Source organism: Pontibacter akesuensis (assembly GCF_001611675.1).
GTDB lineage: Bacteria > Bacteroidota > Bacteroidia > Cytophagales > Hymenobacteraceae > Pontibacter > Pontibacter akesuensis.
In genome coordinates, this window is record NZ_CP014766.1 from 21,421 (window position 1) to 39,690 (window position 18,270).

General features: G+C 51.0%; 19 protein-coding genes and 1 pseudogene. 5 read left to right on the forward strand and 15 right to left on the reverse strand.

Annotated features, from left to right (window positions below; genetic code table 11):
- Positions 1-26: 26 nt before the first annotated feature.
- The gene (locus tag A0W33_RS00100) at positions 27-839 is read right to left on the reverse strand and encodes a hypothetical protein (protein WP_068836269.1); all 813 of its coding nucleotides are present in this window, start codon (positions 837-839) and stop codon (positions 27-29) included.
- Positions 840-1,543: 704 nt separating this feature from the next.
- Between A0W33_RS00100 and A0W33_RS00110 the strand changes: the two genes are divergently transcribed.
- Positions 1,544-1,735, forward strand: a complete 192-nt coding sequence (locus tag A0W33_RS00110) for a cold-shock protein (protein ID WP_068836271.1) — start codon at positions 1,544-1,546, stop codon at positions 1,733-1,735.
- A gap of 455 nt (positions 1,736-2,190) precedes the next feature.
- Here the strand turns inward: A0W33_RS00110 and A0W33_RS00115 are convergent, their stop codons facing one another.
- Positions 2,191-2,955, reverse strand: coding sequence for a creatininase family protein (locus tag A0W33_RS00115; protein ID WP_068836272.1), 765 nt, complete (start codon positions 2,953-2,955; stop codon positions 2,191-2,193).
- A 173-nt stretch (positions 2,956-3,128) separates the two neighbouring features.
- On the opposite strand from A0W33_RS00115, the gene A0W33_RS00120 reads away from it, so the two are divergent.
- A complete protein-coding gene (locus A0W33_RS00120; RefSeq protein WP_068836273.1) occupies positions 3,129-3,392 on the forward strand; it encodes a hypothetical protein in 264 nt (87 codons plus the stop codon).
- Between the two features lie 94 nt (positions 3,393-3,486).
- Here the strand turns inward: A0W33_RS00120 and A0W33_RS00125 are convergent, their stop codons facing one another.
- From A0W33_RS00125 to A0W33_RS00150, 7 genes are all read right to left on the reverse strand, one after another.
- Positions 3,487-4,044, reverse strand: coding sequence for a heme NO-binding domain-containing protein (locus A0W33_RS00125; RefSeq protein ID WP_068836274.1), 558 nt, complete (start codon positions 4,042-4,044; stop codon positions 3,487-3,489).
- Positions 4,045-4,321: 277 nt separating this feature from the next.
- The gene (locus tag A0W33_RS00130; RefSeq protein WP_139237089.1) at positions 4,322-5,458 is read right to left on the reverse strand and encodes a neutral zinc metallopeptidase; all 1,137 of its coding nucleotides are present in this window, start codon (positions 5,456-5,458) and stop codon (positions 4,322-4,324) included.
- Between the two features lie 380 nt (positions 5,459-5,838).
- Entirely contained in the window at positions 5,839-6,564 is a 726-nt protein-coding gene (locus A0W33_RS00135; protein WP_139237090.1) for a hypothetical protein, read from the reverse strand.
- Positions 6,565-6,605: 41 nt separating this feature from the next.
- Positions 6,606-7,391, reverse strand: a complete 786-nt coding sequence (locus A0W33_RS00140) for a hypothetical protein (RefSeq protein ID WP_068836277.1) — start codon at positions 7,389-7,391, stop codon at positions 6,606-6,608.
- Between the two features lie 75 nt (positions 7,392-7,466).
- Complete coding sequence (locus A0W33_RS20785) at positions 7,467-7,646, reverse strand: DUF7149 domain-containing protein (protein ID WP_139237091.1); 180 nt, start codon at positions 7,644-7,646, stop codon at positions 7,467-7,469.
- On the reverse strand, positions 7,643-7,924 hold the full coding sequence (locus A0W33_RS00145; protein ID WP_068836278.1) for a DUF7149 domain-containing protein: 282 nt from the start codon (positions 7,922-7,924) through the stop codon (positions 7,643-7,645). The genes A0W33_RS20785 and A0W33_RS00145 overlap by 4 nt, the downstream gene beginning before the upstream one ends.
- Before the next feature lie 258 nt (positions 7,925-8,182).
- Positions 8,183-8,560, reverse strand: a complete 378-nt coding sequence (locus A0W33_RS00150) for an endonuclease domain-containing protein (protein ID WP_068836279.1) — start codon at positions 8,558-8,560, stop codon at positions 8,183-8,185.
- Between the two features lie 409 nt (positions 8,561-8,969).
- On the opposite strand from A0W33_RS00150, the gene A0W33_RS00155 reads away from it, so the two are divergent.
- On the forward strand, positions 8,970-10,328 hold the full coding sequence (locus tag A0W33_RS00155) for a M24 family metallopeptidase (RefSeq protein WP_068836280.1): 1,359 nt from the start codon (positions 8,970-8,972) through the stop codon (positions 10,326-10,328).
- Between the two features lie 333 nt (positions 10,329-10,661).
- Here A0W33_RS00155 and A0W33_RS00160 read toward each other — a convergent pair whose 3' ends face one another.
- The gene (locus A0W33_RS00160) at positions 10,662-10,946 is read right to left on the reverse strand and encodes a hypothetical protein (RefSeq protein WP_139237092.1); all 285 of its coding nucleotides are present in this window, start codon (positions 10,944-10,946) and stop codon (positions 10,662-10,664) included.
- Between the two features lie 321 nt (positions 10,947-11,267).
- On the opposite strand from A0W33_RS00160, the gene A0W33_RS00165 reads away from it, so the two are divergent.
- Complete coding sequence (locus A0W33_RS00165; protein WP_068836282.1) at positions 11,268-12,005, forward strand: EcsC family protein; 738 nt, start codon at positions 11,268-11,270, stop codon at positions 12,003-12,005.
- 58 nt (positions 12,006-12,063) lie between these two features.
- On the opposite strand, the pseudogene A0W33_RS21325 reads toward A0W33_RS00165, so the two are convergent.
- The 4 genes and pseudogenes from A0W33_RS21325 to A0W33_RS00190 form a co-directional block, all read right to left on the reverse strand.
- Positions 12,064-13,124 (reverse strand): annotated as a pseudogene (locus tag A0W33_RS21325) (glycoside hydrolase family 113).
- A gap of 122 nt (positions 13,125-13,246) precedes the next feature.
- Entirely contained in the window at positions 13,247-14,269 is a 1,023-nt protein-coding gene (locus tag A0W33_RS00180) for an MlaD family protein (protein ID WP_068836285.1), read from the reverse strand.
- A 2-nt stretch (positions 14,270-14,271) separates the two neighbouring features.
- On the reverse strand, positions 14,272-15,045 hold the full coding sequence (locus A0W33_RS00185) for an ABC transporter ATP-binding protein (RefSeq protein ID WP_068836286.1): 774 nt from the start codon (positions 15,043-15,045) through the stop codon (positions 14,272-14,274).
- A gap of 9 nt (positions 15,046-15,054) precedes the next feature.
- Positions 15,055-15,870 (reverse strand): MlaE family ABC transporter permease, encoded by an 816-nt coding sequence (locus A0W33_RS00190; RefSeq protein ID WP_068836287.1) that lies wholly within the window; start codon positions 15,868-15,870, stop codon positions 15,055-15,057.
- A 352-nt stretch (positions 15,871-16,222) separates the two neighbouring features.
- On the opposite strand from A0W33_RS00190, the gene A0W33_RS00195 reads away from it, so the two are divergent.
- The gene (locus A0W33_RS00195) at positions 16,223-16,693 is read left to right on the forward strand and encodes a DUF4126 family protein (protein WP_068836288.1); all 471 of its coding nucleotides are present in this window, start codon (positions 16,223-16,225) and stop codon (positions 16,691-16,693) included.
- 162 nt (positions 16,694-16,855) lie between these two features.
- On the opposite strand, the gene A0W33_RS00200 is transcribed toward A0W33_RS00195, so the two are convergent.
- Positions 16,856-18,070 carry a GAF domain-containing sensor histidine kinase gene (locus A0W33_RS00200; protein ID WP_068836289.1) on the reverse strand — a complete coding sequence of 405 codons (1,215 nt, stop codon included), beginning with the start codon at positions 18,068-18,070 and terminating at the stop codon, positions 16,856-16,858.
- Between the last annotated feature and the right edge of the window lie 200 nt (positions 18,071-18,270).

The following is an 18,270-nucleotide window of genomic DNA, read 5'->3' on the forward strand; positions in this document are numbered from 1 at the left end:
TTCTCTTTTTATTCCAATGCCTTTTCTCACAGGCAGTCGTAGCTGTAGGTAGTGGTGGCAACTGTGCCGTCTCCAAACGTTTTCACAGCCTTTGTAGGGTAGCCGCGCCCATTGTAAGTATATTCTGTTTTAAAAGACACCGCCTTTGCGTCCTCCTCCCCTCTTTTAGCAGCCAGGCTTAGCAGGTTGTTTCTTCCGGGATACCCCAGTTGCGGCTGCCGGATATGGAAGGCAGGCACAGCCGAAAGGGGGGCCCTGCTTTTGTCCATCACGTACGATCCTGTATAATTCCGTTCGCTGTCGCGGAAAGTTACAGTTACCGACAATGTGGAATCCCTTGGGTAGCTGAAACGCGCGCTTTGCTCCTGTTTCAGTTGATTGTCCTGGTAATAATAGCTGGTGGTAGAAGCCAGGCTGCCGTTCGGGTTATAAGTTGCCTTAAAGGCACCTACCTTGTGTATGGTGCCAATGCTCAGAGGTTGCAGCACTTCATACTTCGACAGGCGGCCATCAGCACTATAGCTAAACAGGATATAATTGATTTCCTCCGCCTCAGGACCAAAAAGGGTCTCCCTAATTAGCCTGCCATTCGAGTCGTACTCGTAGGTGCGGCTGGCAACCATCGTATTGTTTTCGAGATGCGTTGTGCCGATAACCCGGTTCTGTGCGTCGTAGCGGTAGGTTACTGTAGAGGTGTCGGTTTTCGAGATAGTGCTTTGCTCCTGAAGGTAGCAGAAGTCGGTTGGCTCGGGCTCCGGAACCGGTGCAGGTGTCTCCTCTTCGGCACAGGAACCAAGCAGTAACAGGCCAAAAAGCGGTAAGAGCAGTTTAATTTTCATACAGAATCGGGTTCTCACTACGAAGATAAACGAATCACCGTTGGCAAGCCATATATTTCCTGCTTATTCCTTTCTACCTAACAGGCGAAGAAGGTACACTAAGGCCTTCGTATTGGATTAAACTTCCGCTTCAGGCAGGATCAACCTACTTTCAGCAAATATTTTTCTAAAATTTTAACTGCAGCTTTGTTAGCTTAATATTATTTAACCCCCTAAAGGCCAATAAATTTAATTATAATTTGCTTTCGTCCAGCATTGGCGGTAGGGCCGTTTATTTCCGCGCCAACCCCAAGGTTCTCTTTTCTGAAAGCTTGATTTCCTGTGCAATTAGTTATCCATAAGCTGAGCGTAAATTTAGTCGGCTCATTCTGCTCCTTCTGCCAGGTATACTGTATTTTTACACGTGCCAGCAGCATCCGGCGCCAAAGCAGGGAAATATAGTATAAAGTAAAATTTATATTATGTTGCTACGATATTAGAGGGACCGCATAATTAACAGTGTAAGAATCTTCTAAGACCGCAGATAACGCTGCATGTATTTAATCCTATTCAACTGTTATACAGCTAGTTCAGAAAAAGCATTCGGATACCACAAGCTTCCGCATAAAGAAGAAAAAAATAAATATATTCCTCATAGTAAAGTGAACGCTTTCTGACACAGGAACGTAATAGGGATATCATAAACATCATCAATCATCATCATCATGAACAAAGGAAAAGTAAAATTCTTTAATGAAGAAAAAGGTTTTGGATTCATTAAGGACGAAAGCACAGGTCAGGAGTATTTTGTACACGTATCTGGTCTGGTAAATGAAATCAGAGAAAACGACGAAGTAACTTACGACCTGAAAGAAGGTAAAAAAGGACTGAACGCTGTGAACGTACAGCTGGTTTAGTTTTACGATATAAGTTAATTTCAAAAGCCTTACACTAAGTGTAAGGCTTTTTTGTTTTAGCCCCCTCTGCCATTGCTCAGCGCGTGGAATTAGAGATGAGTTTATGTAGAAGTTTACGAAGCGTTGCAAAACAAAAACGCTGTGTTGCCGCACACGAAGAACCCACCCCTGCCCTCCGAGAAGGGGAATTATTCTCATCATTTGATATAAAGGCTAACGCTACCCATGCTGCTAATTCCCTCACCCCTTGGGGAGAGGGCCAGGGTGAGGGGGTACCCCTGGCCTGCCCTCTTCGTCAGTTACACCTATCAGTCACTACACCTCCCTGGCTAACAAACTCATCATTATAGAAGGCTGAAGTCTCAAACTTGAACATTTGAAAGATTCCCCTCCTCGGGGGGCAGGGGTGAGTTGATCGCCTTCAGACAAAACCATACTTTCCCCTATAAAGCACGCTACGGCTCATACCGATCCTGCACTTCCACAGCCGCCAACTCCACCAGCAACTCCGCTATCTGCCGGGCAGCGGCGCCCAAAAAAAAGGCTCCCTTCTCTTTGGTGGCAGCTATTGGGTTTCCAATCCCGGTATCCTCAGTCACCATAGACCACTGCCGCTCAGACCAGGCCCAGCCTTCGCGAATGCCCCGCAACTTGGATTTCTTCTCGCGCCCCTCCCCGGCTTCCGAAAGCGGCAGCACCAGGTCCGGGCGCAGGTGTAGCAGCAAACTTGTCTCCATTTCATCGGCATGGTCGCCGGGGGTGTCGAAGAACTGCCTGCGGTCCACAGCCTGAAACCAGTTGCAGGTAAGCAGGAACATCTCTGGAAATTGCAGCCCCAGCTCCCGCAGCATCGGCTTAAAGTCGTTGCCGCCGTGGCTGTTGAGCACCAGGAGTTTCTTAATGCCCTGCCGGTGCAGCACTGCCACAATATCACGCAGAATGGCTAACTGGGTGCTCGGATTTAAGTTGATGTCCAGTTTGATGTCGGCCTGGCCTGTGTTTACGCCAAAGGGTATAGTGGGCAGTACCATCACCTTCGCGCCGCGTTCCCAGGCCAGCCTGGCCGAAGCCGCTGCAATGGCATCTGCCTCCAACACATCGGTGGCGTAAGGCAGGTGGAAGTTGTGCGCCTCGGTGGCGCCCCACGGGAGTATGGCTACCTCCACGTGCTGCTCTCTGATGGTTTTCCAGTTTGTTTCCGCTAAAATAAATGGTCTCATGTCAGGTTCTGTTTTTTCAAGTATAGCCGCTGCGTTTTACAATACCAAATTCATGTGCCGGCAGCGGCATAGGCAGATACAGCAGCGGCGCCAGGAGCTGTATTTTGTTAGGACTGCATCTTAATGAAGGCTGGAGCAGTAAAGGCAGGAGAACTTACACCTGATAGAAGAAGATGACACAACGCGAAGTAACAGACCAGGACTCTACCCAGTGGACGTGCGTGCAGGCCTACGCCGGAGCCATGCAAGACGAAAAAACAGCCGAAGCCGCCACTGAACTGGCCTCAAACGGAAACGGCAAAGTGCCTGTGGTGTGCACTCCCAGTGGCGGTGCGCAAACGGTACGCGTGGAGCTGCCTAAGAACTGGCTGGAGGAGCTACCTGACGAAGAACTGCTGGCTGAAATAAAGGCTGCCCAGCAAAACGGCCAAGTATAAAGGATACTGTATTTTTTCTGGCGCAAGCTGCTGTTTGCACCAGAAATATGCTGGAGAATGGGTTTGTTGTGGAAAATGAAACGGTATGGGTTTATTACAGAAAGTCCACTTTTATCTGTACCCTTTCTTCGTCTGCCGCGGTAAGGCGACTGACCACCACCTGGTCACTTTCCTGGTAGTAGGCGGCAATACCTTTAATAATGCCCACGGCCACCCCCGACATTCTGCGCTTTGAGTAATAATCCACGATCAGCTGCTTGTTTCCCACTTTGGTAACCAGCAGCAAAGGCGGGTTAGTTCGGCCGTCTTCCCGCTTTACAGCCCCGTGCATCTTTTCTTCGGCGTAAAGCAGCATTTCGTACGTGCGCCACTCGGGGTTCACGTACTTCTTGTAAACCAGCAGCAGGTCCGGCACCAGGAACTCGCCAAAACGTTCCGTTAGCTCATACACCGGAATACCCGTCATAGCTGATGCCCGCTCCAGGATGGCCACCATTTCGCTTGTCGGGTACACCTCCTGCAACTGATAAGGCGCTCCTGTATGTCCGACTGCTTCCAGTAGGTTCATCCAGGTGCTGTAGTCGTAGGTGCTTTCTACAAAGCGCTTCAACAGAACAAATATGGAGCCGTGCATTTTATCTTCCGTGTTCATCTTCTCTCCTGTTTCAGTGCTTAATCGCTACGTTTGCCATTACCTTAGCCTGCAAGTATAACAGGTGCACCCGTTAAAGTAAAGCTGCACGGCAGATAATATTCCAAATTAAAACGAAGTATTTGTTCCTGCTGCTGACTTGATTTTGATCAGGAAGGTGTTCGACTGGCAGTAAGTACATAAGCGACAGTAGCTTCTATTAGGCATAAGCAAAAAGTATAGACACAAAAAAGGCTGACCTTAGGGGCCAGCCTTCTAAAATTTTTATTTTTTCTGACTACTGCACATAAACAGTAGCAGGCGCTACGATGTTACCCACGTTAGCTACAAAGTAGGCGTGAGCTTCTTCGATGCTCATGATATGGCCCTGCTTCTGAGCACTGTCAGCCAGATCAAAACCTAACTGAGCAGCTGCCAAACGCTGTACTGGAGTGCCATGGTGTCCATCGCTGGTAAAACCACAATCACCAATCTGGAAGAACAGGTTAAAGAACTGCTCCACACGCTTGCTGTTATAGGTTGCGCCACGCTTGTGCGTCATGTAATACGCAGCCAGGAAGTCGGCCTCCAACTCAGTGTAGCGAGTGGCTTCCGGTATATCCGAAGCTGCTCCTTTAGGGTACCATGTCTTCATGTTTTTGAACTGGATCTGGTGGGCCCACTCGTGCGCCAGGATGCCTGTCCATACTATGTCAGCGTCAACACCAGACTCTGATAACATCTGCACCAGACCATCCCCTATCACGATCAGGTTATCATAGGTAGTAGCAAAACCATCAAGCGAAAAATATGGAGATTCAGGAAGGTTCGGAGACTTTGCATTTTCTGCCATCAACATGTCTGCGTATGCGTAAGCCATTTCCCGTGAATTCACACCAACGATAAAGTTCTGCATCATATCAGCAAGGGCTTCGCGATCGTTTAGCGTAGCGCCGTGCTGGCCGTTCACGCGGATTTGGTTTGGCATGTTCCAGAATTTCTCCAGTTCGCGCTGCCGCTTTGTCATTAGGTCAGTGTATTCGCCATCCACACCGAAGTACTGAGGTCCCCTATCCAGTAAATAAGAGTAGAGTTGGTTTAGCTGTGAATATAAGCTGTAATTCGAAAAGGCTAGAGGATCAGCAACAAGTGGCCTTGCATACTTTCTTTGAACTGTTACAAATTCAGTTGGTCCACAATCGCTTTCCGCTACTGCCTCACCCACAATAATGTTCCTAAGGTTCTCACTCATAGGCCCAAAGTTGGTTGGCGTTTTAATTGCAAACCGGTCTTGGCCTGCCGAAGACAAGCCAATGGCATTCTGTGTTTTAGAAACGGCTTTCATATCCATTTCTTCCATTTCGTTTTCGCAGGAAACGGTCAGGAAAGTTACACCACCGCATAGCAGGGCCATTGTAAAAGATCTTAATCTCATAATTTTTAAGTAAGTTTTTAGGATTTTGTTATTGTAATAGGGGAAAGGGTTTTTGGATTGTTTTAGTTCTAAATGTACTCAATTCTCACGAAAATCAATGGGACAACAACAATTATTTAATAACATTTTTAATATTTAGTTAAACTTTTATCACAGGAGCTGTACTAATCACGGCACAAGGAAAACATGTATCAACATGGGTTTATCCTTTTGCGCCACCTAATAGTACATTTCACCTTCAAGTTTTCCTTTTCGGCAGCTTTTCTTAAATATTTCTCAAAAAAATATTCTGTTGGATGTTTTTAGCGGCAGTTGTAAGTATAGCTGTAGGTGTTAGTGGCTCCGTTTTGGAAGGTCTGCACTACCTGCAGCGGGTAGCCCTAGGAGTTGTAGGTATAGGCGTTGCTGTAGGAGGCGGCAGGCAGCAACTGGCCTGTCGCATCGCGTACCTCCACCTGCAGCATGTTGTGCGCGTGCGGGTACCCCAGGCCAATCAGGATGGTCTGGTACTTCGGGTTACTGGCATGCGGAAACCGTTGGTTGTCGTAGGTCAGGGTGTAAGAGCGGATTATAGCGCCGGTGGCATCAAACACTTCCATACCGCTTCTGTTGTTGTTGCCGTGCGTGTACTTGTAGGTTTCAGTCAGGCGGTAGTTGGTGTAGAACTGCTGCTCCTGCAGCTCATACTGCGCGTTATATGTGTAAACCTCGTAGCCATCGAGCAGCAGCGTGTTCTGCGGGTACACCGGGCGCTTGTTGCGGCGCACCGGCAGGTTGTTAAAATCCATTCGGTCGATGGTGTGGTACGATACCACCGTGTCGGCGGGCGAATGGCGGCGGTTGTTTATCACGCCGATGGCCTCGCGCTCGCCCAGCAGAAACTCCTCGAAATAATGCACCGTGTCGGTGCGGGTGAAATACTCGCGCATGTACAGCTCACCGTAACTGGTGTAGTAAAACACCTCGTTCACGCCCTCTGGACTGGCCGAGGTAACGGTAAGCGGAAAGCAAAGGACTTCGGCTTCCTGCCTAGGGGTTGGTTCGGATGTGGGTTGCTGACAGGCCGCAAGCACCAGCAGGCACAGCAGCGGTAAGTAAGTTTTCATGTACGGTATCGGCTGATCAGGTAAGAGCGACATGCAAGACGCTAAATGCAGGTATAGCGGAAAGCCAGCTGCACCTGATTATTGTTCGGAAACTTAATGATCGCTGTGGCTGGGTAGCCGTTTCCCTGATATGTATAATCGATGTCATAGCGCGTGGTATAGCCCCGGTTATTGGTATGCGTGGCGCTAAGCATATTATTGACGGCTGGTGCCTGTTGCGGCGTTAAGGAAAGGATATCAGGCGTTGGCCGTGGGGCAGGATGTGCATCAAAAGTGTACAAAGATTGCACCTCAACCCGCTCCTGGCCATCCAGATGCGTGATATGGGTGGGGTTGCCGTTGGTGTACTTGTACCGCAAAATTTGGCGAGGTGTGGCTGGGCCTGTACTAGGGGAATAGTAACGCGTCTCGGCCAAGTCGCCGGTGCTAGTATAGCTGAAGGTAGCTAAATAAAGCTCGGAATTAGCGGTAGGACCAACCATGAGAAACTTCGTCTGCTTTACCAGTCGGTTTTGCTTATCGTATTCGTTCACCACTTTGGTATAATTGTTTTCCTCCTGCACCAGGTTGCCACGGCTGTCGTAAGTAAAGACGGTCTTACCCTTTTCGATACCGGCAGAATCACGTGCAACAACACTTAGGCGGCCGTCGGTATTGTAGGTATAGCGGCTGGAGTAGGTGGCGTTGGAGACACCGCCGTTAACACCTATACTGCTGTGCTCCTGCAGCAGGCAGGTTTTCTCGGGCTCCGGCTCTTCGTTTGATTGGCCGGGGCAGCCCCACAGCAACAGCGCCAGTGGAAGCAGGAATAGTGAATTTTTACGCATGGGTGTGTAAAAGTAGGTATAAAGTTGATGTGAATGCAAAGCTTTAGAGCTGATCCCTAATTAGCCAGAACAAAGTTAGATGCAGGCTTCTGAAGACCTCGCAGCGTGCGCAGCTCCTGCGGGGGTCTGGTAAGTAAAGGCTTTTGCTTCGTGAGCCAGACGCTCGCGCAGGTAGTAGAGCACCAGCTCGTGCATGGCTTTGTAGTTCAGGTTCTGCACCGTCGGCATGTCCGCCTTGTTCGTCGGCCGTTTCACCTCCAGCAGCCCCCCTGCCGCGCTCTTGGTCGTGGGCCCGGTATGGGTGACAGTTCCGTCTTACCCTTTGTATTTACGGTATACTTATCATAATACGCCAACTTCAGAAAATCACGCAGGCAATTTTTCACATGCTCCTCGCTCTCCTGCAGGTTAATGCTGTCGAGCAGCGTCCGCAAGGTTGTTTTAAAGCCCTCCATGTCGGCACGGCTGGTTTTGAGGCACAGGTAGGCCTTGTTTAAAGCTTGTTTTGGTTTCAGGGTGTGGTGCAGCAGCATGGGCAGAATGTTTTCTTAGCCCAAGATAAAGAGGAATTATGAATTAAGAATTAGAAATTATGAATGCTTGGGATGGGGTCCATGCTGGGACTGTGTTTGCCAGTGCACGTTTAACCCACCCAAAAACCCTTCCAAAGAGGGGAATTCTTATTGAAATGTAAGTGCTGCTTATGGATTATAGAGCTTCCACGCATCATGTCATAAATCACTCGTGCTGAAACTCCCCTCCTCGGAGGGGCAGGTTCAATATACCACGAACTAACCTCCTTCTCCGCGATGCTCCAGCACCCAGCCTTCAATCCCCCGCAGCACATTCGCTAGGTCCTGCTTCACTTCCCTGTCATCAAACCGCAGAAATGTCACCCCCAACTTCTCTAATGTCTGCTGCCGCTCAACGTCTTCTTCATACTTATAGTCGTGGCTATCACCATCCACTTCCACGGCCAGCATCAGCTCTTTGCAGTAGAAGTCCACAATGAAGTTGTCAAGCGGCTTCTGCCGGTCAAAATCCAGCCCAAGCAGTTGTCTATTTTTCAGCTCGTTCCAAAGTATAACTTCAGCCAAGGTGCTGTTCTGCCGAAGCTGCTTTGCCAGTTCACACAGGTAAGGCTTGTAAGGAATGATCTTATTTTTCATCCGTGCACGATTACCTCACTCCTTACGCTTCTGAAAAGATTACAGATCTCGTAGTGGTTGTTTTATAGTCTGAGGCTATACTTGTTTCAGGGCGTAATTTGATTTACCTCTATACGTGCAAACCCACCCCTGCCCCTCCGAGGAGGGGAATATTCAGTATTAGTAGTAGGATACGTTTTAGGTTTGCGTAAAACTCAACTTCTAATACGTAGCTCCCACACAAGAAGGGAAACTCCCCTCCCTGGAGGGGCTAGGAGTGGGTTCACACGCTCTGCCGAAATCAACAACCACAAGCGAAATCAACCACCACAAGACTACCGCACCCTCAACCACCTAGCACCCCTCCCACCCTTGATTAGCACAAGTACCAGAAACTTCTATCTTTGCTTAACCCTTAGCACACCGCCTCATGAAAAAACTGTTTCCCCTCCTGCTCTTGTTTTTAAGCAACTTCCCGTCAGCCCATGCACAGCAAATCCCTGCTATACTTCCGCTGCGGGAGCGGGCGGTGGTGGAGGATGCGTTGCTGCAGGAGCGCCTGGATTCGCTGCTGCCCCAGCTCATGCGCCGCCATGGCATTGACATGTGGGTGCTGATTGCGCGGGAGTACAACGAGGACCCGGTGTTGAAAACCATGCTGCCCGCTACCTGGCTGGGCGCCCGCCGCCGCACCATCCTGCTCTTTCACGACAAAGGACCGGGAAAGGGCATGGAGAAGTTAGCCGTGGCCCGCTACGACATCGGCAATCTGATGAAAGGGACATGGAATCCGGAGCAGGAGCCAAACCAGTGGAAGCGGCTGGTGCAGCTGATCGCGGAGCGCAAGCCCCGGAAAATCGGCCTGAACTTCTCCCCGCTGTATGCCCACGCCGATGGGCTGCCTAAAGCCGAGTACGACAGCCTGGTGCATTACCTGCCGCGGGCACAGCGGAAAGCACTGGTATCAGCCGAGCCGCTGGCCGTAGACTGGCTGCAGACCCGCACCGAGCAGGAGCTGGCGCTATACGAGCAGATCAGCCGCATTGGGCACCGCATTATTGCCGAGGGCTTTTCGGAGCAGGTGATACAGCCGGGCGTGACGACAACCGAGGATGTGGTCTGGTGGTTTCGTGAGCGTATTGCGGCGCTGAAGCTGGAGGCCTGGTTTCACCCCACCGTGGACGTGCAGCGGGCCGATCCGGGCGCAGGCGACTCTGATCGCTCGTTTGCCCGGCGCCCCGGTGCAGATGTGATCCTACCCGGCGACCTGCTGCACGTGGACCTGGGCATCACGTACCTCAACCTGAACACCGATGTGCAGCAGCTGGCGTACGTGCTGAAGCCCGGCGAAACCGAGGCCCCCGCTTACCTCCGGCAGGCCCTGGCCACCGGAAACCGCCTGCAGGACATCCTTACTTCTAACATGAAAGCGGGGAAAACCGGGAATGAGGCGCTACGGGAAACCCTGGCGCAAGCGCAGAAAGAGCAGATTGTAGCGAGTATTTACAGCCATCCCATCGGCTACCACGGCCACGGCGCGGGCCCTGCCATTGGTATGTGGGACATGCAAGCCGGCGTTCCCGGCACCGGAGATTACGTACTGCGGCCCAACACCGCCTACGCCATTGAGTTGAACGCGAAAGTGACGCTGCCAGAATGGAACAACAAGGAGATACGCGTGATGCTGGAAGAGCAAGCCGTGCTTACCCCAGCGGGCATGCGCTACATCGACGGCAGGCAAAAAGAACTGCTTCTCATCCCTCGCCAAATTTCGCACCTGCAGGACTGATTAACAGTGGTGGGGGATTTTATACTTCAAGGTGAGGCTGCAGTAAACCCACCCCTGCCCCTCCCAGGAGGGGAGTTTCAGCACGAGTGACAGATTATACTATAGTTGATTAAATTATCCCACATACAACTTAATATTTGAGAATTCCCCTCCTGGGAGGGGCAGGGGTGGGTCCACAAAAACAGCAGTAACAGCAAAACCACTTGCTTACTTAACAGCCGCTAGCATTTGTTTTTTCCCCTTTCCTACAAAAAAGGCTCCCGATCTAAGATCAGGAGCCTTTGATACTTGTCAGGTGCAGCAACATGCCTTACCTGGTACAGCGGGTTTATATTAATAGTTACTCTCCCGCTCAGCCCGTGATTTCAGGGCTTTCAGTTCCTGCTCGGCTGCTTTTAACCTGTTTTTGGCCGCTTTTTCGCGCTGCTCGGCCTCTTCGGCCAGGCTTTCCGCTTCTTTCACTTCCCGCTTCAGGTCCTCTACCACGCGTTGCTGCGCAGCCACGGCCGGATCGTTCGAATAGCCACTGCCGCCGCCTAGCACAGAGCAACTCATCATCAGCGGGAAGAACAGGATCATTATTCCCGACATTATCGATTTGTATGTATTTACTTTCATATTTTCATGCTTTGGTTCAGCTATACTTACGGGCAAGATGTGCATGCAGTTCATTTGGCGCCTTTCAAACCAAATTATACTTACAGCATATGCGCTGTTGCAGTTTTTTAGCTGATATCAGTTTTGATGGGGAGGAACCCGAAAACGGAGACGCTCCAATTAGTAGCCAGCAAACGATAATCAGGAGCTACAGGCCTGGGGCCGGATACGAAAACGGTTAAACTATAATGTGGCTTGCCTTCCTGCTAACCAAGCGGGGCTGCCTGAAGTATGAATTAGTGGAGGCGATTTATACTTCCCTTGATATATCATCTAAGCAATATGCCAACACCCTACGAACAACAGGTACTGAATGAGTTGCAGCTGTGGCAACATGAAATGCAGCGCCCGCCGTCTTTTTTCAACAATCTGGCCCGCAAAACACAGCACAAGATCAACAGTTACATTCCTGAAAAAATACACAAGGCCATCACTACGGCCATCAAGCAAATGATTCGCGGGGTGCTTTTTGGGGCAGGCAAGATCACGGCAAAACCACTTCCGGATGCGCCGTTGCAGCTGCGGGAGTCGCTGGTGCGGGAACGGATTAAGTATTACCAGCATGCGGCGGCGGCGGAAGGCGGCGTTACGGGTGCCGGTGGTTTTTTACTTGGGCTGGCAGATTTTCCGCTGCTGCTGAGTCTCAAGCTAAAGCTGCTGTTTGATGTCGCCTCGCTGTATGGCTTCGATGTGCACGACTACCGGGAGCGGGTCTACCTGCTGCACATTTTCCAGCTGGCCTTCAGCTCACACGAGCACCGCCACGACATTTACCGGGAGATGGCCGATTGGGAATCGCAGAAACAGGTGCTGCCGGAGGATATCAATGAGTTTAACTGGCGAACGTTTCAGCAGGAATACCGCGATTACATCGACCTGGCAAAAATGGCGCAGTTAATTCCGATTATTGGCGCACCAGTGGGAGCCGTGGTAAACTACCGGCTGCTCAAGAAACTGGGCACCACGGCCATGAATGCCTACCGCATGCGTTGGCGGGTGCAGGGGCAGCTACAGGCGTAAGCTAAGCAAAATTTAATTCCTTTGCTTTATACTTGCCCGCAAAAGCTGCGGCCCCTGCTCATTTCCCATACCACCGTTTCATTACCTCTGCGGCGGGTTTTTGCTGCGGCGTGAAGTCCACGTGGTCGCGGCGGTTTTCGCGCAGGCGGGGGTACCATTTCCAGATGAAGGTGCCGCCAAACCAGGGTGTCTGCCAGAACTGCTGAAAAAGCGCTTCAAAAGCATTCGCCTGTGTTTGCTCCGAAAGTGGAATAAAAGTTGCCTGCTTGCGCTCCGGCCACTTCCAGGGCTCAATCGCGGCATCGGGCGTGCTTTTGTACCCCACTTCTGTAAACACAATGGGCTTGCCATACTTCCGTTGCAGCGCGTCCAGCTGCTTTTTGTGCGCCTTCCACCCCTGCTGCAGTTCCTTTATACTTGGGTTGTGCTGCTGGGTGAGCGGAAAATACGCCTGCACCCCGATAAAGTCGAGCGCATCCCAGAACTGGATCTCCTCATACTCCTTATACCAGTTTGCCGCATAGGTTAACTGGCCGGAGTATACTTGGCGCACCTGTTGTATCAGGTTCCGCCAATTCTGTTCCCGCTGCACCGCCGGCAAGTATAGCTCTGTGCCGATGCAGAAAGCCTCTATCTCCAGTTCCTCCGCCAACCGTGCATAATGTAGTATAAACGCGCTGTAGTTGGCAAACCACTGCTCCCACTCTGCATTTGGATGTCGCCCAGCCATTTGCCACTGTCGCGCTCCATAAGCCAGATGTGTGGCTTCAGCAGCGTTTTGATGCCCAGTTGCTTCGCTAGTTTGGTTGTATGTATGACACCGCTGTCGCGCTCGCCCCAGTACACCCGCTCATCCCTGCTCTGCCGTACCTCCGGCGAGTTATAGGCTTTCTGCCAGCCAAAGGGGGTCTGAGCAATCCAGGTAACATTGTGGCTTTGCAGCTCCTGCAGTTGCTCCAGAGTAATGCTGTCGCCGGCCACCCAGTTTACCCCGCGCATTTTCTGTGCTGCCGCTACATGTGTTTCCGGCGCAGGCACGGCATCACCCCGTAACCTGCCGTGGCGTAGCAGTACAGCAAGCAACACAACTCCACAGATAAGGAACAGGGGCTTTTTCATGGCTTCGGGTTAAGGCATTACCGACAGTAGGATAGTTTTAAGACGCGTCCGTATCATTTAAGTTTTTTCCATAAAAAAAGCCAGCGTGGAGCTGGCTTTCTTTTAATGGATACAGGCAGTAACTACTGGTTCTGCTGTTCGGGTTCCTGGCCTGCCTCTTCCGCCTCTTCCATTCGCTCCTTCTCTGCTTTGTCTCTTTTCTTGAAGAAGCCTCTTAGCAGGATGTTGCTTTGCAGCGCCTCCATGTTCTCATCAAACTTCTGAGTGCTGGTCTCCAGGTTCTGCATTGTCTGTTTCAGGGTGTTGGCAAACTCCTCGTCGCTCAGCAGTACCCCCACGGCGTTGTTCTCGTTGTTCAGCTTCTGACTTGTCTGCTGCAGGTTCTGCGTCATCTGCGCCGCCGACTCTGTTGCCTGCTGCAACTGCGCCATTGAGGCCTGCAGGCGGTTAAATACGGTAGTGTCGGTGAGCAGTTCGCTGGCAAGGCTGCCTTCGGTGTTCAGTTGGTTTGTGAAGCGGCTCAGGTCGCGGGAAGCTTTCACCGTGTTAACCGATGTCTGCTCCAGACTGGCCACCAGATTCTGGAAGTTTAGTGCCAGCGTCGAATCCGTCAGCAAGGTGCCTAAGGTGCCCTCACCCTTTACAAGCCGGTCGCTGATCACGCTGAAGTTGCTGGTGATGGTTGCCAGGTTTTTGTTGTTCTCCTGCAGCGTTTTCATGATATCGTCGGTGTTCAGGTTGGCTTCGGAGGCCAGCACATCTCCATCTTCAATAGGTTCTGCCGCTGGCGTACCACCGAAAATCTCGATGATCTTGTTGCCGATAAGGCTTTCAGAGCTGATCCGGGCTTTGGCGTTCTGCCGGATAAAGCGCTGGGCCGACTCCTCGATGTTCATGACCACCTCCACCTGGGAGTCGCCATAGAAATCAATGGCTTTCACGGTGCCAATTTTCACCCCGGAGTACCACACGTTGTTGCCCACTTTTAGGCCTTCCACATCATCAAACAGGGTTTTGACGGTAATACTGCTGATAAATCGTTTTTGCTGTCCACCCAAGGTTAACACACCCACCACAAAGATGATGATGGCGATCAGCACGAATATTCCGACCATTACGGCACGCTTACTTTCTTCGGTCTTCATTATTAGCTTACAAAATTGTAGTCATAAAACATTTTCACACGCTCATCATCCGAGGAGAAAACCTCCTCGAAAGTGCCTTCCCGCTTAAATTCGCCATCCAGCAGCATTACCATGCGGTCGCCCACCGCGCGGGCGCAGGTAAGGTCGTGGGTGATGATGATGGAAGAGGTATTGAAGCGCTCCTGCACCTGGTTGATCAGCTTGTTGATCTCGATGCACGTAATCGGATCAAGTCCCGCGGTTGGCTCGTCGTACAGCATGATGTCCGGCTTCAGAATAAGCGTGCGGGCAATGCCGATGCGCTTGCGCTGCCCACCCGATAACTCGGATGGCATTTGGTTGATTGTTTGCGACAAGCCCACGGCCTCCAGCACCACCTGAACCAGTTCGTCGCGCTCGGCCTTGGTCATGGATTTGGAGTGCCGTATAAGCGGGAACTCCAGATTCTCACGCACCGTCATACTATCATACAGGGCGCTGTTCTGAAACGAGAAGCCTATCCGAAGGCGCAGCTTGTCTAGTTCCTTCGGCGTGAGCTTATCTACCTGCTGCCCCAGCACGTTTACCACCCCTTCGTCGGGTCTCAGCAAGCCGGAGATTATTTTAATCAACACGGATTTACCGGTACCGGACCTGCCCAGCACCACCAGGTTTTCTCCCTGGTACAGGTCCAGGTTCACCTCCTTCAACACTACAAAGTCATCAAAGGCCTTTTTGAGTCCCCTGATCTCGATGACATTGTTCTCCCTGTTTATCTTCGGATTAATCTTCTTCATATGTCAAGCTTACATGTACCTGAACAGGTTAATGACCTGTAGGGCCAGCAACTCCTCGATAAAAATCATGAACATAGCCGTTACCACCGAGGCGTTGGCTGCCTTGCCCACGCCCTCTGTTCCTTTAGACGAATAGTAGCCTTTGTAGCACCCTACCATACCTACGGTAAATCCGAAAATAAATGTCTTGATAACCGAGGAGAAAACATCCAGGAAAGTAATGGCCCCGAAAACCTGCGTGATAAAGGTGGTAAAGCTCGTGAGTTCATTCTGATGCACGTTTACGTATGCCCCCATCAGAGCCACGAAAATCGTGAACATCGACAGGGCCGGGATCATGAACGTAGTGGCCAGTACCCGCGTAACCACTAGAAAGTTGAAAGGGTTGGTGGCCGAAACCTCCATCGCGTCTATCTGCTCGGTTACGCGCATCGACCCGAGTTCTGCCCCAATGCTGGAACCTACCCTACCGGCGGCGATAATGGCGGTTACCAGCGGCGCCAGGGCCCGCACGATGGCGATGGATACGAGCGAGGGAAGCCACGAGGTGGCACCGAAATCCTGAAGCGATGGCCGCGATTGGTTTGTAAATACAATGCCGATGATAAACCCTGTCAGCGCGATCAGCGGCAGCGACCGCACGCCTACCTCGTAACACTGCCTGAGTACTTCCCGGAATTCGTAAGGTGGCACGAACACTTCTTTAAAGAAACGCACGTGGAAATTATATATTCTGTACAGCTCCAGGAAAAGACGGTCGAGCCTGCGTGTGGTCACGAATTGACGCCTTCTGCCTGTATCAGCCTTGTTCTCTTTTAAACCCATCAAGAATGTATGTTCATTAGATTACGTAAACTTAGGAAGTATAAGCTTACGCAAGGTAAATATAAGGTATAATACTTAATCATGCCCACCGCCCCACCGGAATGTACCGTTTTAGCTATACGCCCATGAGCGCCTGCAATGTTTTACCGGAGCAAATTCCTGCTAAACGTAATGTTATTGGTAAATATGCCGGTAAGGATGAAGCGTTGATTCTAAACGGCCTTTGAAGAGTTCTGTTTTGCTTCTGTGCCTGTAGCCCGCGACGGGAAACTGTTAAATTGCATTGAAATAGAAGCTTAAGTTGCGCTGGCACGTAGACAGAGAAAGCTATAAATAAACTTAAACCTTACCTATGAGAAAATTAATCAGCAAAACACTGGTGATGGGTACGCTGGCTGGTATGCGGGCTGTGTCTGCACCTGCCCTGCTAAGCAGAACTCTAAGCGATGAAAAAAACGGTGCCCTCAGCCATACGCCCCTGCGGTTCCTGCAAAATAAATACGTGGCTAACACACTCACAGCGCTTGCCGCCACAGAGATAATTGGTGATAAAGTACCTGATGTGCCAGACCGGATTGAGATGCCCTCGTTGTTGACGCGCATGGCTTCCGGTGCCTTGGTTGGGGCTGCCCTGTTCATTAGCAGTCGCCAGAGTGGTGTGCAGGGAGCAGCGCTTGGGGCAGCGGCTGCTTTGGCAGGCACCTATGCCAGCTTTTACCTGCGCAAAGCCTTAAGAGATAACACCAGCATAGCCGACCCTGTTTACGGTGCCCTGGAAGATGCCCTGGTGATGGGCAGCGGCTATCAGGCTGGCAAACTATAATCTAAGTCTAATGAAAAAGCGCTGGCCATGCACAAGTATGGCCAGCGCTTTTTCACTTGAATGTGTATTCCCCCAGCATGAAATGCAGCTCTCCAGGGAAAGTATATCATAATAATTTTACTTGCTTAACTAACTGAAAACCGGAAGTATAGACAACATGATTTAAACTGAAAACTCGACCACAATTTTAGTGGCTGATCCGTGATTGGCGGTTTCTGCCCAGATCGCGCCGTCGTGGCTCTCAACAATGCTTTTGGCCCTTGCCAGCTCCAGCCCCGTTGAATTTTCATTACCGGTTACCTTTCCGTCGAGGGAGGCATAGCGGTAAAACATGTTCAGCAGGTCCGCCTCTTTCAGTGTAGTGTCTTCGTTGCTTACCTCCACCCGGAATTTGTCATCTGCCTCAAACACATCAATGGCAAGAGAACTGTGCTTTGGGGTATACTTGATGAGGTGGTCCACCAGCAGGGCGAGTGCCTCGTGCATCAGGTTGGGGTCCACCAGCATTTCGCGTCGGCTGGCCACAGAGTAAAACAGCTCCTGCCCTTTGCCCACGGCTACCGCTTCATACTCGTTTGCAACGGCCTCCGCGATAGCGGCCACCGATACCAGTTCGCGTTGTGGGAACACCACCAGCTGTTCGTGCGCCGACTCATGCAGCAGGTTAGCTGTAGTGTTAAGCATGGCAGTGGCTAGGTGCTCTGTTTTCTTGATGATGTTAACGGGTCCCGGCACATTTGCTGCTTCCTTAAGCAGTTCAACCTGCTCCTTAAGTGAAGAATTAATTCCTACCACAATACCGCTGTGCAAGGCATCATGCCTGCGTACCGCCTTTCTGGCCATGGCGCGCATCTCAATGTGCTCCATCACCAGCGTAGCCAGATCGGCAAGTATCTTCATCTCATCTTCACTCGTTTGCCGTGGCTGGTCACTTATAACGCAGACGGTGCCCAGGTTATAACCATCATGTGTAATAATAGGCGCCCCGGCATAAAAGCGGATGCCGCCTTCTGCACTGACGTACGGACTGCTCAGAAGGTCAGGAATAAGGTGCGTATCTTCGAAAACGGTGACAGGCGCCTCGTTAATGATGGTATGAGAGCAGAGGCTGTCTTCCCGGTCCACGCAAGGAACATCCAGCGAACTGAAGTTGGCTTTGTACCATACCCTGTCGCGGTCTACCAGCGACACGAAACCGCTGGAAACGTTGAATATTTTAGCCGCCAGCCGGGTAATTTTCTCGAAGAAAGGCTCCGGGGGCGAATCGAGAATCTCGTAGCGGTAAAGCGCACGCAAACGGCTGACATCATTAACCGGAATAAGGGAGTCCGGGGAAGTATACGCTGGCGTCAGGGAAGATTGCTGCTTATTTGTCAAGGTATGCTGCTGTATGGTTTAAACAAAAATACATAGTACTTTACAGAGCTGCAAGCTTAACAAGGGGTAAATATGGCTTAAAACCCATTTTACCAGTAGACTTGTCGCTTTTCAGAATTGAAAAGCAGGCTTGTAACTGGCGTTTGGATGGAAGGTTATCTACTTTCGCCTGATTTCGTAAAAGTGCCTCAGCCGCCTTG